The 13,206-nt window shown below is 63.4% G+C and carries 10 protein-coding genes; 3 read left to right on the top strand and 7 right to left on the bottom strand.

Translation table 11 applies throughout. From position 1 onward, the window contains the following. Positions 1 to 33 precede the first annotated feature (33 nt). Genes PspTeo4_RS07865 through PspTeo4_RS07855 form a run of 3 tightly spaced genes read left to right on the top strand, consistent with a single transcriptional unit; the run spans position 34 to position 2,969 of the window. The gene (locus PspTeo4_RS07865; RefSeq protein WP_322363140.1) at positions 34 to 771 is read left to right on the top strand and encodes a sulfite exporter TauE/SafE family protein; all 738 of its coding nucleotides are present in this window, start codon (positions 34 to 36) and stop codon (positions 769 to 771) included. Between the two features lie 34 nt (positions 772 to 805). Further along, positions 806 to 1,564 carry an SDR family oxidoreductase gene (locus PspTeo4_RS07860; protein WP_322363139.1) on the top strand — a complete coding sequence of 253 codons (759 nt, stop codon included), beginning with the start codon at positions 806 to 808 and terminating at the stop codon, positions 1,562 to 1,564. A 34-nt stretch (positions 1,565 to 1,598) separates the two neighbouring features. Continuing rightward, the gene (locus PspTeo4_RS07855; RefSeq protein ID WP_322363138.1) at positions 1,599 to 2,969 is read left to right on the top strand and encodes an aspartate aminotransferase family protein; all 1,371 of its coding nucleotides are present in this window, start codon (positions 1,599 to 1,601) and stop codon (positions 2,967 to 2,969) included. Positions 2,970 to 3,015: 46 nt separating this feature from the next. Here the strand turns inward: PspTeo4_RS07855 and PspTeo4_RS07850 are convergent, their stop codons facing one another. The 7 genes from PspTeo4_RS07850 to PspTeo4_RS07820 form a co-directional block, all read right to left on the bottom strand. Continuing rightward, positions 3,016 to 4,338, bottom strand: a complete 1,323-nt coding sequence (locus PspTeo4_RS07850; RefSeq protein ID WP_322363137.1) for an MFS transporter — start codon at positions 4,336 to 4,338, stop codon at positions 3,016 to 3,018. A 70-nt stretch (positions 4,339 to 4,408) separates the two neighbouring features. Next, complete coding sequence (locus PspTeo4_RS07845) at positions 4,409 to 5,884, bottom strand: amidase (protein WP_322363136.1); 1,476 nt, start codon at positions 5,882 to 5,884, stop codon at positions 4,409 to 4,411. A gap of 79 nt (positions 5,885 to 5,963) precedes the next feature. After that, on the bottom strand, positions 5,964 to 7,271 hold the full coding sequence (locus PspTeo4_RS07840) for a carbohydrate porin (protein ID WP_322363135.1): 1,308 nt from the start codon (positions 7,269 to 7,271) through the stop codon (positions 5,964 to 5,966). A gap of 258 nt (positions 7,272 to 7,529) precedes the next feature. Then, positions 7,530 to 9,032, bottom strand: a complete 1,503-nt coding sequence (locus tag PspTeo4_RS07835) for a PLP-dependent aminotransferase family protein (protein WP_322363134.1) — start codon at positions 9,030 to 9,032, stop codon at positions 7,530 to 7,532. An 8-nt stretch (positions 9,033 to 9,040) separates the two neighbouring features. Beyond that, positions 9,041 to 10,444, bottom strand: coding sequence for an efflux transporter outer membrane subunit (locus PspTeo4_RS07830; RefSeq protein ID WP_322363133.1), 1,404 nt, complete (start codon positions 10,442 to 10,444; stop codon positions 9,041 to 9,043). A gap of 2 nt (positions 10,445 to 10,446) precedes the next feature. Next, a complete protein-coding gene (locus PspTeo4_RS07825) occupies positions 10,447 to 12,021 on the bottom strand; it encodes an MDR family MFS transporter (RefSeq protein WP_322363132.1) in 1,575 nt (524 codons plus the stop codon). Then, positions 12,014 to 13,048 carry an HlyD family secretion protein gene (locus PspTeo4_RS07820; protein WP_322363131.1) on the bottom strand — a complete coding sequence of 345 codons (1,035 nt, stop codon included), beginning with the start codon at positions 13,046 to 13,048 and terminating at the stop codon, positions 12,014 to 12,016. The genes PspTeo4_RS07825 and PspTeo4_RS07820 overlap by 8 nt, the downstream gene beginning before the upstream one ends. Between the last annotated feature and the right edge of the window lie 158 nt (positions 13,049 to 13,206).

Below are 13,206 nucleotides of genomic sequence, written 5' to 3'. Positions count from 1 at the left end.
TAGAGTGGCGGCAACCGCCCACTGGAGTCGCCCGTGATCGCTGAACAGCCCCTCGTCCTGACCAGCCTGTGCGTGTTCTTCGCCGCTATCGTGCGAGGGCTCACCGGCTTCGGCTTTGCCGCCGTGTCGGTGGTCGGTTTGATCCTGCTGATGCCGCTGGAGCAGGCAGTCCCGCTTATCCTTTGCCTGGAAATAGCCAGCAGTGCCCTGTTGCTGGGGCGTGCCTGGCAAGAGGCTGATCTGCCACTACTGCGTTGCCTGCTACTGGCCGCGATGCTCGGCGTTCCCTGCGGCTTGCTTCTGCTTGCTGACAGCGACCCGCATTGGCTGACCTTCTGCGTCTATCTGCTGGTGGGTGGTTTAGCCCTTGTCGGCTTGGCCCGCATTCGTCTGCCTATCGGTCGAGGCCCATTCACGCTCAGCCTGGTAGGTGGCATCAGTGGAGCATTGATCGCGGCCTTCTCCATCGGTGGGCCGCTACTGGTGGCCTGCCTCAGCCAATTACGTCTGAGCCCCAGCGTGCTGCGGGCAACGTTGATCCTGTTCTTCTGCGCTGTCGACTTGGCCGCCCTGGCCGGCCTGGCGGTGCACGGCTCGCTGTCGTACGCCACCTTCAGTCAGGCGTTGTGGTTGCTGCCCGCCCTCACCCTCGGCCTGCTGCTCGGCCAGCGCCTGTTTCGCATTGTCACCCCGCATACCGCAGCCCTGGGCACTCAGTGGCTGCTGCTGATTCTCGCCAGCCTGGGCCTGCTCGGCTGGTGGCAACACTGACCCATCGAATACTGACCCAAATGGAGAACTACCGATGCAACCTACCGTTTTCATTACCGGTGCCACCTCAGGGTTTGGCGAAGCCTGCGCGCGGCGCTTCGCCGAGGCTGGCTGGTCGCTGATCATCACCGGCCGCCGCCAGGAACGCCTGCTGCATCTGGCCGACACACTGTCGGCGAAAACCGACGTGCTGCCGCTGGTGCTCGATGTACGCGACCGCAGCGCCATGCAAGCCGCCATCGCCAGCTTGCCCGAGCGTTTCAGCCGTCTGCGCGGGCTGGTCAACAACGCCGGCCTGGCCTTGGGCACCGATGCCGCCCAGGACTGCGACCTCGACCAGTGGGACACCATGGTCGACACCAATATCAAAGGCCTGCTCTACAGCACCCGCCTTCTGCTGCCGCGGTTGATTGCCCACGGCGCAGGCGCCGGCATCGTCAACCTCGGCTCCATCGCAGGCAACTGGCCCTACCCCGGCAGCCACGTGTACGGCGCCAGCAAAGCCTTCGTCCGCCAGTTTTCGCTGAACCTGCGCTGCGACCTGCAAGGCACCGGCGTGCGCGTCACCAACCTGGAACCCGGATTGTGCGAAAGCGAGTTCTCGCTGGTGCGCTTCGGCGGCGATCAGGCCCGCTACGACAGCATCTATCAAGGCGCCCATGCCATACAGCCAGCCGATATCGCTGAAACCATCCTGTGGATCCTCAACCAGCCCGCCCACCTCAACGTCAACAGCCTTGAACTGATGCCGGTTACCCAGGCCTGGAACAACTTCGCCATTCACCGCCAATAAATAGCCCCACCTACCCCACCAAGGAAGCCCGTCAATGACCGAATTCGCCTCCCTGCAGGAACTCGACCGCCAGCATGTCTGGCACCACCTTACCCAGCACCAGAACTTCGACACTGCCGCGCCACCGATGATGGTGCGCGGTGAAGGCCTGCACGTATGGGATGCCCAAGGCCGCCGCTACCTCGATGCCACGTCCGGTGGCGTCTGGTGCGTGAATGTCGGCTATGGTCGGCAGGCCATCGCCGATGCGGTGCGCGACCAACTGGTACAGCTCAACTACTTCGCCGGCACCGCCGGCACGCCAGTGGCAGCGCGTTTCGCCGAAGCCCTGATCGCCAAGATGCCGGGCATGAGCCGCGTTTACTTCTCCAACTCCGGCTCCGAAGCCAACGAAAAAGCCTACAAAATGGTGCGCCAGATCGCCCACCGCAAATATGGCGGGCAGAAGACCAAGATCCTCTACCGCGAGCGCGACTACCACGGCACCACCATCACTTGCCTCAGCTCCACTGGCCAGGAAGAGCGGCGCATGCAGTACGGCCCGTTCACCCCAGGCTTCGTCGAAGTGCCCCACTGCTGCGAATACCGCAGCCAGTTTGGCGAGGTGGACAACTACGGCGAACTGGCTGCCCAGGCCATTGAAACCGTGATCCTGCGCGAAGGCCCCGAGACTATCGGCGCCCTGGTGCTGGAGCCAATCACCGCAGGCGGCGGTGTAATTCCGCCCCCTGCCGGTTACTTCCAGGCGGTACAGGCACTGTGCCGCAAGTACGACATCCTCCTGCACATCGACGAAGTGGTCTGCGGCCTGGGCCGCACCGGCACCTGGTTTGCCTACCAGCATTACGGTATCCAACCGGATATCGTGACCATGGCCAAAGGCGTCGCCTCGGGCTACGCCGCCATCTCCTGCACCGTCACCACCGAGGCGGTGTTCGAGCTGTTCCGGGGTGAAAGCGATGACCGTGCGGCCTACTTCCGCGATATCAGCACCTTCGGTGGCTGCACCGCAGGGCCGGCGGCGGCACTGGAGAACCTGCGCATCATCGAACAGGAAGGCCTGCTGGAGAACGCCGCACACATGGGCGAATACCTCATGGCCGGCTTGTTGGCGCTGAAAGAAAAGCACCCGCTGATTGGCGATGTGCGTGGCAAGGGGCTGTTCCTGGGACTGGAACTGGTCGCCGACCGCGAGACCCGCGAGCCGGTCAACGAGAAAGTCGCCATGCAGGTTGCCGCGGCGTGCATGGCCCGGGGGCTGATCATCAGCCGCACCAACCGCTCGTTTGCCAACTTCAACAACACTCTGTGCCTGAGCCCGGCATTGACCCTGGGTAAAGCCGAGGCAGATGAAATGCTTGCCACGCTGGATACAGCGCTGGAGCAAGTGGGCAAGAGCGCCTGAGCTCGGTGTCATTGGGCCGCAAAGCGGCCCAAATCTCTTTTTACCTCTACCCGGCCAACGCCTGCGTCATCTGTGCCTGGGAACTGCGGGCATACCCTCCCAGCGTGCGCATCAGCAACAAAGCTGCCAGTGCATAGGCCCCGGTGCTTGCCACCAGCGCCCAGCGCAGCGCGTCGCTACCCAGGCTTGGGGTCAAGGCATCGCTGAGCATGCCGGTAACCAAAGGCCCCAGACCAGCCCCCAGGGCCATGATGCCGAAGTTGAAAAAGGCGATCAGTGTGGCACGCCGGCCCGGCGCAACCATCTGCGCCACGGCGGTGTAGCTGGGCGCCATCCACCACATGCCGAACACCGACATACCGAAAATGAACGGTGTGGCCCTTGGCACCACAAGGCTGCCAAGGGTCCAGGGGTCGGTTGCCGGAAATAGCACGGAGGCAATGGCCAACGGCATGGCGAGCAAGGCACCGATGATCGGAATGCCCAATTGCCAACGCACGTCGCGACGGGCCAGGTGAGCGGTCAGCCAGCCGCTGGACAGCGAACCAATGATCGCGCCAGGCCCGGCCGCCAGCCCCATGATCGCGCCAGCATCCTTGATCGACAGGCCGTGGCTGCGCACCAGAAACGCCGAACTCCAGATACCAAAGGCGTAACCGGCGAACGCCAGCAAGGCACCGGCCACGACGATGCTCAGGTAGGGGCCATTACGGCAAGCGTCAAGGATCACCCGCCAAGCACTTTCACCCTGGCCCTCGTGCGCGGTGCCGCGCATGGCCTCCCAGTGGCCGCGCAAAGGCTCGCTACCGGTAAGGCGCAGCAGAAGCGCCGCCACCAATCCAGGTACCGCCATCCAGATGAAAGCCTCGCGCCAGCCATGGTAGTAAGTGATCCAGGCGCCAACACTTAGCCCCAACAGAGTGCCAATCGGCGGCGCCAGCATGAACACGCTGATTGCCTTGGGCCGCTGGGCTGGGCGGTAGAGGTCGGCAATCACCGACATCGACGCCGCGCCGCTACCAGACTCGCCCACCGCCACGCCCAAGCGAGCCAGCGCAAGGGTCCAGAAGCCCGTGGCCATGCCACACAGCAGGGTCATGAAACTCCACACCGCGCAGCAGGCGCTGATCAGGTTGCGTCGGTTATTGCGATCGGCATAGCGTCCCATGCCAAGGGAAAACAGGCAGTAGACGACGGCGAAGGCCAGCCCGGTGAGCAGGCCCATCTGCGTGTCGGTGGCATTGAACTCCTGTTTGATCGGCTCGATCACCACGCCCATGATCTGGCGGTCGATCAGGCTTACAGCGGATACCACGAACAACAGGAACAACGTGTAGTGTCGGCGCAACGGTCCGAGTGGCGTATTCATCGGTGCAATCTCGCAAATGATCGGGCTCAAGCGGCGGGCGCCGCCCTTCACGGACGACGCCCTCACGGGTTTACAACGGCGCGCGCAAATGCGCCCAAGGTCGGCTTTGTTCCAATTGCCGTGCCAGGCTCAGCAGCAACCCTTCACGGCAACGCCCGGCGGTGAACATCATGCCGATCGGCAAACGCTCGCGACCAAGGCCCGATGGCACCGACATCGAGGGCTGCCCGCTGACATTGGCCAACACGGTGTAGGCCACGCTGCCGACGATCTCGCGGGTGTAGTCTTCGTAGCTATTCTGCAGGCTGAGCAGCTCCAGCTTCGGCGTCAGGCTGGCGGTGACCGGCGACAGTAACAGGTCGTAGCGGCTGAGCATCAGCTCCATTTGCTGGCCGATGCTCTCGAAGGCGCGCCGGGCACGGAACAAGGTTTCCGCCGTGGTGTTGCGGGCGTTGGCCAGCAGAAAACGGCTGATCGGCTCCAAATGCTCTTCTTCCATGCTGCAGCCCATGGCGGCTTCACGGTCCTTGACGGCGGTCAACAGCGTGGTCGAGGTCACCGCGCCATGGGCGCTGAACACCTGGCCGGCGTCGATCGGCAGGTCGACCAGCTCAACCTCGTGCCCCAGGTTGCACAAAAGCGCCACGGTTTCATCGAGTACACGCTGCACGTCCGGGTCCAGTGCGACCCCGGTCATGCCACGGCTGATCAGGCCAATGCGCAAACGCTCTGGGTCACGGTTCATTTGCTCGACAAAACTTCCCTGCAGCGGCGCCAGCCAGTAAGGGCTGCCCGGCTCGTGACCATGGCTGATATCGAGCAGTAGCGCCGAGTCACGCACACTGCGCGACACCACATGACCGCAACTGGCGCCGAACCAGCCTTCGTAACTGCTTGGCCCCTGCGGGGTTCGATAGCGTGTGGGCTTGAGGCCGAACACCCCGCAGTACGACGCCGGAATGCGGATCGAGCCACCGCCGTCGGTGGCGTGGGCAGCAGGCACGATGCCCGCCGCTACCGCCGCGGCGGCGCCACCGGACGACCCTCCAGCGCTGTAGGCAAGGTTCCAAGGGTTGCGGGTGGCCCCCCACTGCGCCGATTCGGTGGTGGTGGTCAAACCGAATTCCGGGCTGGCCGTCTTGCCAAAAATCAGCATGCCGGCCTGCTCGTAGCGCTGGGTGACGGTGCTGCTGTGTTCGGCCACAGGCGCCTGTGCAAGCAAGCGCGAACCGTTGGTGGTGCGGGTGCCAGTCAGGTAAGTGTTGAGGTCCTTGAGTAGCATCGGCACGCCAGCCAGCGCGCCCTCACGGCTAGTGCCCGACTCGGCCCGTGCCATCAACCGCTCGATGGCATGCTCCGAGTGGTCCAGCACCAACGCGTTGACCGTGTCGTTGACGTGCGCGCAGCGCTCCAGTGCGGCGCCCAGCAAGGCGCCTGGCGCCAGCCCTTCATCACGTACCCGGCGCGCCATTTCGGTGGCGTCGAGTTCCAGGTAATCGTCGCTGGCCATGGCATCCAGCATGGCGTGGGTCGAGGTGCTTTTCATTGTATGGTTCATCGCAAGCTCACAGGCATGGCCCTGCCCGCCAAGGCACAGGCGGCCACAGGGGACGATAGGAAAAGGGTCAGAACAGCAGGTTCAGTGAGGTCTGCAGCAACAGCGCGTCAGGGTGTTCCGGGGAAAACACCGGGTTCTTGGTCCAGGTCAGGCCGTTGACCAGGTAGATGCCGGGGCTGAGCCGCGCCGCGTAAGAGCCTGTTACCGCCATGGTGTAGGGGGCGTTGTCCATGCGGTAATTGTCGTAGACCTCACGCAGGTCCTTGCTGAAGTAGCTCTTGCTGAAGCCCACCGAGAGCATGTCGAAAGGCCGGCTGGCAAACGGCCCCATGTTGAATGCACTGAACTGGAAGGCCTTGTTGATGGCATTCACCGACGCGGGCGAGTAATCCAGCTTGGTGTCGAAGTACCAGCCGCGCGCATCGCCGTAGGGTTTGGTGAACTGGTGGGTGTCGGCGAAGTACAGGCCCCAGTTGTTGTCCGATTCCTCGCCGGTCTTGAACTCGGTGTAGTGGCTGGTGTTGTACATCATGCCAAAGCGCGACCACACCGCATGCTCGTTGGCCGAAGCCTCGCGCTTGTAACCGAATTCGTCGATCAGCATCGGATTGGCGCCGTCGACCTTCCAGTGCAGGCCGTTGGGGTTGCGATTGACGTCTTCCAGAATGCCTTGCGGGCTGACGCTGCGGGTCAGCGCGGCGCTGTTGTACCAACGTAGCGACTTGTCCCGGGTGATGACGTTGAAGGTCGGGGTCGGCACGGTCGCCGACATGCCCACCTGGAAAGGCACCACGCTGCTTGGGCCCAATGCCGCAGTTGAAGCATTACCGCCAAGAGATACGCCATAGAACAGCTTCACCCCGGCGATGTAGCCGTACTCGATCTCCAATTGTTTATCGAAGAACGACTGGTTCACGGCAAACACGCTGACCTGCGATACCTCCGGGTTGGCGGGGTCGTAGGTGGAGCGCACCAGTTGCCCGGCGAGGGTGAGCTGGGCGTCGTTGGCAAAGCCCAGGCGGGTCAGGTCATAAGTGGTGTAGAGGTTCAGCGAGGCGTTGTAACTGGGGTTCTGGCCGTTATAGACCTGTGGCTTGGCATTGTGGCCGCCAAGATCGTAGGCATAGCCGTTGTAAGAGGTAATGGTGAGCCCCAGGCCATGCTCGGCCAGCGTCTTGCGCAGCCCTCCCAGCTCAGGGGCGATACGGGCACAGATCGGGGCCGAGCGGTTGGCTGGCTCTGCCCGGGTCAGGGATTTCTCGTAGCTTGCGCAGGCGGGTGCGGTTTTCTGTGCCTCGGCGGCAACTGCGCAATTGATCAAGCTCAAAGCGAACAGCCCGGTGGACCATTGACGTGGTGCGAGTAACGATTTCAAAACTCCCCTCCTCTTATGGTTTTTGCCCGTCACCGGATGCTTCGTGATCCGGCCGGTCAGGGGAGTCGTTGCAGGTTTACCTCCACTCGATGGTGCCAGCGGCAGCTATCGATGGTGCCAGCTAAGTCATTGTTATTAATGCTTTTTATAGGTTTTATTGAGGCCATCTCAGAACCCTCGGTCAACCATTGCAAGCAAGTGTTGCCAGAGGAACAGTGTTGGTGCAGTTAGCCCTGTTTTCGTGCAGTGCCAGGTGCATCACAGGCGATGACGGCGGCCATGTTCCGCCACGATCCTGGCAAGCTCACGAACGCCCGGCGCAATGCGTTCGACAGCAATGGCGCCGAACCCCAGACGAACGAACTGATGCTGTTCGCCCTCAGGGTGGAAATAAAAGGCCATGCTGGGGTCGAGCAGCACCCCTTCTGCGAGCGCCTCGTAATAGAAGGTCAGCGAGTCGGCACAGTGCGGCAGTCGCAGCCACAAGGTGGCACCGCCGGTGGGCACGGTGAAGCGCGCTTCGGGAAGCTCCTGGCGCAGTGCCTGCACCAATAGCGCCGCTCGATGAGCCAGGCTGTCGCGGGTCTGTTGCAGCAACCGGTCGTAGTGGCCCTGCTGGATGAACAGCGCGGTGGCGATCTGGTTGTTGCCTGGCGTCTGCCGGATCATCAGCCGCTGCAGGGAACGCAGCTCGGCGATTACTGGCGCTGGGGCGACGATGAAACCGATGCCCAGTCCGGGCGAAAGCAGCTTGGACAGGCTGCTCATGTAGATCACCCGTCCGTGCTGGTCGCAGGCTTTGAGCGCCGAGTGCGCCTGGCCGTCGTATTCGGTTTCCGGGTCGTCGTCATCTTCGAAAATCACCAGGTCGCGGTCCTGCGCCAGCTGCAGCAGGTCACGGCGTCGAGCGGCGCTCATGGTGATGCCCGTCGGGCACTGGTAACCCGGGGTGCAATACAGGTAATCACAGCTCGCCAGTGCTTCGTTGAGCACCAGCCCTTCGTCGTCCAGCGGAACAGGCACAACGTCGGCACCTTCGTAGGCAAAGACATTGCGTGGGTCCCGAAAACCTGGGTTCTCGACTGCCACCTTGCTGCCTGGGCGAGCAAACAAGCGCGCCAGCAGGTAGAAGCTCTGCTGCCGGCCCAGTGTCAGCAAGACCTCGTACTCGCTGGCGGCGATGCCCCGACGTGGCAACACCCGTCGAATCAGCTGGCTGATCAACTGGGTGGAGTCCAGGTCTTCGCCTTCCTGCCACCAGCGATCCACCGCACGTAGTTCCAAGGCCTGACGGCTGCACTGGCGCCACTGGTGGATGGGGAACAGGCGGTGGTCGAACTGGCCGTAGACAAAGGGGTAACGCACATCCCGCCAGATGTTCGGCCGGTCGGCCCATTGCACCCGGGATATGGCGCCGGGCAGGCGCGCTCCCCAGTCCGGGCCTTGCTGGCTGCTTGGCCCGTGGCCGGTCACCGCGTCGGTGGGTTTGATTGCCGAGTAGACAAAAAAGCCATCCCTTGGCCGCGCTTCGACATAGCCTTCGGCGACCAGTCGCTCGTAGGCCAGAACCGCCGTGTTGCGCGAAACCCCGGTAAGCCGGGCCAGGTCGCGCCCGGACGGCAGGCGGCTACCGGCGAGCAGGCGACCGTCGAGAATGGCGTTGACGAACGCGGTACTTAACTGCACTTGCAACGGGTCGTCATTGCGCCGGGTTTCCGGCAACAACTGCTTCCACATCAGGTCGTGTCGACTGTTGCGCATGGGTGGCCCTATTCGCTTTGCCAGCCGAGGCCAAGGCTCTTCTGCAAGGTCACGTAGCTGGCCAGCACCTGCGCCTCGCCGCTGATCCGCTGCTGCTCGGCGTCGTTGCGGGTGCGTTCGGCGTCCAGCCAGTCGAGGGCCGAGCGTGTGCCGCCCAGATAGCGCTGCTCGCTGAGTTCGGCACTGCGCACTGCCGATGCTTCGGCCTGACGCAGCACCTCTACACGGCGGCGATCGTGACCGAAGCGGCTCAGGGCGACATTGGCATCGCGCAGCGCGCTGAGCACGCTTGAGGTGTACTGTGCCAGCGCTTCGTCGTGCTGGGCTTGCGCCTGTTCAACCATGTGTCGGTTCCGACCAAAGTCCAGAAGATTCCATTGCAGATACGGCACGCCCAGCCAACCGAGATTGCCCTTGTGCCACAAGTCTGCGGCATTGTCGCCGGCAAAACTGAGGCTGCCAAGCAACGTCACTTTCGGAAAGGCATCTGCACGTTTTTCGCCGACCAGCGCGTTGCTTGCCGCCAGGTGCCGCTCTGCCGCGCGAATGTCCGGCCGCTGGCGCAGCAAATCGGCAGGGCTGCCCACCGCAGGGGGTGACTGCACCTGGGGCATGGGCGCCGGAGCCACCAGACGAGTGTCCAAACTACCCGGGGCCTGGCCACATAACAACGCCAGTTGATCCAGCGACTCGTCGATCTGCCCCTCCAGCGCAATCAGGCCAGCCTCGGTCTGCTGTGCCTGCGTGCTGAAACGCTCCACATCACCAGCACTGACGGTGCCTGCCCCATAACGCGCTTCGCTCAGCTGCAACATGCGCTGCTCCAGCTCCAGCGCCTGACGGGTTTTAGCCGCCCGTAACTGGCGGCTACGCAATTCCAGGTAGGCCTGTGCGACCTGCGCCGTCAACTGCAGACGGGCATCGGCAAGATCGGCGTCGCTGGCCTGGGCTTTGGCTTCGGCACCTTCGCTGGCGCGACGTCCTGCGCCAAACAGGTCCAGCTCCCAGCTCGCCATCAGCCCGGACACGTAATAGCGCGATACCGGTGCATCGTCGCTGCCACGAATCAGTTCGCCGGCGTTGGCGTTGAGCTTGGGTAGCGTGTCACTGCGCTTACCCTCGAAGCCGGCATAGGCCTGGCGCACCCGGGCGCGGGCGATGTCCAGGTCAGGGCTGGCGGACAGCGCCAGGTCAATCAACGAGTTCAGCTGCGTATCGTTCAGCGCGAGCCACCAGTGAGCAAGCTCGGGTTGCTGGGGTGTCATGCTCTCGGCACGGCGCAATTGGCCCGCTTGCACGGCTTCATTGGCGACCGCAGGCGGCCCTTGGTAGTCGGGCCCGACGGTGCAGCCTGGCAATGCCTGGGCAATCGCACAAGCCAACAAGGCGGTGCGCACGTAAAAGCAGTTCATGGTCAGTGTCCTGTGACAGGTGCGCCGGGCAGCGCCTTGCGTAGTAAGAAGGCCAGTGGCATGCAAATCAGTAGCGTCAGTGCCAGCGCCTGGAAGGTATCGATATAGGTCATGACCACGGCCTGCAGGCGAATCTGCTCGGCGAAGCTGGTCAGGGCCTGTAGATGGGCGGTTGCGGCGTCCAGATGATGGCTGACGAACATCTCCTGCAGGCTGGCGATATGCGCTTGCCCCGTCGCCGAGGCTGCAGTCACCGATTCACGCAGCACGTCGTCATGCGTCGCGGTGCGCCGGTCAAGAAAAGTCCCCAACAGCGCCAGCCCCACCGAGCCGCCAAGGTTGCGCGCCATGTTGAAAAGCCCGGCGGCGTCGCCCGCCTGCTGTTGCGGCACCGAACTCATCGACAACTGGTTAAGGGGCATCATCGCCAGCAACTGCCCTACCCCCAGCAGCAACTGCGAGCGCGTGAAGTCATGACCGGCGCTCTGTGCCGTAATGCCGGTGGCCAGGTAACAGCTCAGCGACAAGGCAGCAATGCCGATCACCACCAACAGCCTGGCGTCATACCGGGCCAACAGACGCGGCAACAACGGCACCACCAGAAACGCTGGCAACCCTGACATCAGCATGACCGCGCCGGACTGCTGAGCGTTGTAACCCGCCACCCCGCTAAGAAACTGCGGCAGCAGGTAAGCCACACCATACAGCCCCGCCCCGACCAGAAACACGATACCGATGACTGCGGCGAAGTGCCGGTTGGCCAGTAACCGCAAACGCACGACTGGCTCCTTCGCGGTGAACTGGGCGATGCCCAGCAGCACGGCGCCAAGCACGGTCACGCCGCTCAAGCCGACGATCAGCGACGACTCGAACCAACGCTCCCGCTGCCCCTCCTCAAGTGCCACGGTCAGCGCGCTGAGGGCCAGGGTCAGCCCGGCAATGCCCAGCCAGTCTGCTTTGAAAAACCGTGACCACCGCGTACGCGCCGGTGGCAGACCGGTTACCAGCATCACCACCAGTACCGCGCATACCGGCAGGTTGAGGAAAAAGCACCAGCGCCAGTCGATGTTTTCGGTCAGCCACCCGCCAATCACCGGCCCCAACAGCGGCCCGAGCAACACCGTAAGGCCGAACACCGTCATGCCGATGGGCATCTGGTGTCGTGGCAGCCGCGTCGCCACCAGCACATGGGCCGTGGGTATCATCGCGCCCCCCGCAAACCCCTGGCCCAGGCGACCGATGATCATCTGGGTCAGGTTGTCGGCGAAGCCGCACACCATCGAGAAGAGCACAAACAGCAGCGCGTTGCCGATCAGGAAGGTGCGCAGGCCAAAGACCCGGGTCAGCCAGGCAGTGAGCGGGATCATGACGATCTCAGCCATCAGGTAGGCGGTGGAAATCCACGTGCCCTCACTGCCGGTGGCGCCAATCTGGCCCTGGATCTGCGGCAATGCCGAGTTGGTGATGGAAATATCCAGCGTCGCCATCAATGCGCCAAGGGCGCCGGCGCCGACGGCGATCCAGTCGGCGCGGCTGGCGTTGGGCGGCATGGCTGATGTAAGCACTGACTCAGCCACGAGTATCGACCTCGACATGCACCGACAGCCCCGGTACCAGCGTGCCCGGCGGCAAACTGGAGTCCTGCAGGCGAATGCGTACCGGCACCCGCTGGACGATCTTGGTGAAGTTGCCGGTGGCGTTGTCCGGTGGCAGCAAGGCGAACTGTGCGCCGGTGCCGGGCGCGAAGCTTTCCAGGCGACCGGTCACCATAGCCTGCGGATAGGCGTCGACATGGATGCGCACCGATTGCCCGGGACGCAGCCGGTCGAGCTGGGTTTCCTTGAAGTTGGCGGTGATATAGGCCTGTTCGACCGGTACCACGGTCATCAAACGCGTGCCTGGCTGCACGTATTGGCCGACGCGTACGCCACGGTCGCCGACACGGCCGGCAACTTCGCTGTAGACCACGCTGTCATCGATATCGAGCTGCGCCTTGGCTGCGGCGGCTTGGGCAGATGCGAGTTGGGCCCGGGCCTGGTTGATCGATGCTTGCAAGGTCACCAGCTGTCGCTGCGCCACCTCCACTGCCGCTGATTGTGCCGCTTGCGCACTCTGCGCCTGTTTGGCGGCGTTGCGCAGCTCCTCCAGACGTTCGCGGGGCTCGGCACCGCTGTCCACCAGCGGTTGGTAGCGGCGGACCTGGCCGTCGCTGTAGGTGACATTGGCCTGTTCGCCGTGTAACCGCGCCTGTGCTTGCAACACCGTGGCCCGGCGCTCGGCCAACTGCGCCTCGCCATTGGCGATCTCGGCACGGCGGGCAGCGATCAAGGCGGCCTGCTGGTCGAATGCGGCGCGATAACGGCGATCATCGAGCCGCACCAGGGGCTGCCCCGCCTTGATGGTCTGATTGTCCTCGATGAGCACCTCGGCCACGGTTCCACTTACCCGTGGCGAAACACCGACATTGTCGGCTTCCAGGTAAGCGTCGTCGGTGTCGACCATAAAGCGCGCCACACTCCACCAGTGGAGGGTCCAGCCCACGGCGGCGATGGCCAGTACGCTTGCAACGAGGCGGACCTTGCGCTTTTTGGGGGCTAAACGCACAGGGTTCGGATTGGAAAGTTCGGGTGAGCGCAGCGCTGTCATGTTGTCGATAGCCAGTCAGGTTGATTTATAACGACCGTTATATTTATTACGACCGTTAAAATTGTGTCAACTGGTATATTTTTGTCGGGCACCTCGGCATACTCGCCACGTTGACG

Origin of the sequence: Pseudomonas sp. Teo4, from assembly GCF_034387475.1 — a bacterium.
In the GTDB taxonomy this organism is placed as follows: Bacteria; Pseudomonadota; Gammaproteobacteria; order Pseudomonadales; family Pseudomonadaceae; genus Aquipseudomonas.
Note: the sequence above shows the minus strand (reverse complement) of the source record. Positions and strands in the feature narration are given on the sequence as shown.

Bases quoted from the DNA above. Each gene is read 5' to 3' on its own strand.
- PspTeo4_RS07830 (WP_322363133.1), bottom strand. From the start codon at position 10,444: ATGAACTGCTTTTACGTGCGCACCGCCTTGTTGGCTTGTGCGATTGCC.
- PspTeo4_RS07850 (WP_322363137.1), bottom strand. From the start codon at position 4,338: ATGAATACGCCACTCGGACCGTTGCGCCGACACTACACGTTGTTCCTG.
- PspTeo4_RS07860 (WP_322363139.1), top strand. From the start codon at position 806: ATGCAACCTACCGTTTTCATTACCGGTGCCACCTCAGGGTTTGGCGAA.
- PspTeo4_RS07855 (WP_322363138.1), top strand. From the start codon at position 1,599: ATGACCGAATTCGCCTCCCTGCAGGAACTCGACCGCCAGCATGTCTGG.
- PspTeo4_RS07845 (WP_322363136.1), bottom strand. From the start codon at position 5,884: ATGAAAAGCACCTCGACCCACGCCATGCTGGATGCCATGGCCAGCGAC.
- PspTeo4_RS07835 (WP_322363134.1), bottom strand. From the start codon at position 9,032: ATGCGCAACAGTCGACACGACCTGATGTGGAAGCAGTTGTTGCCGGAA.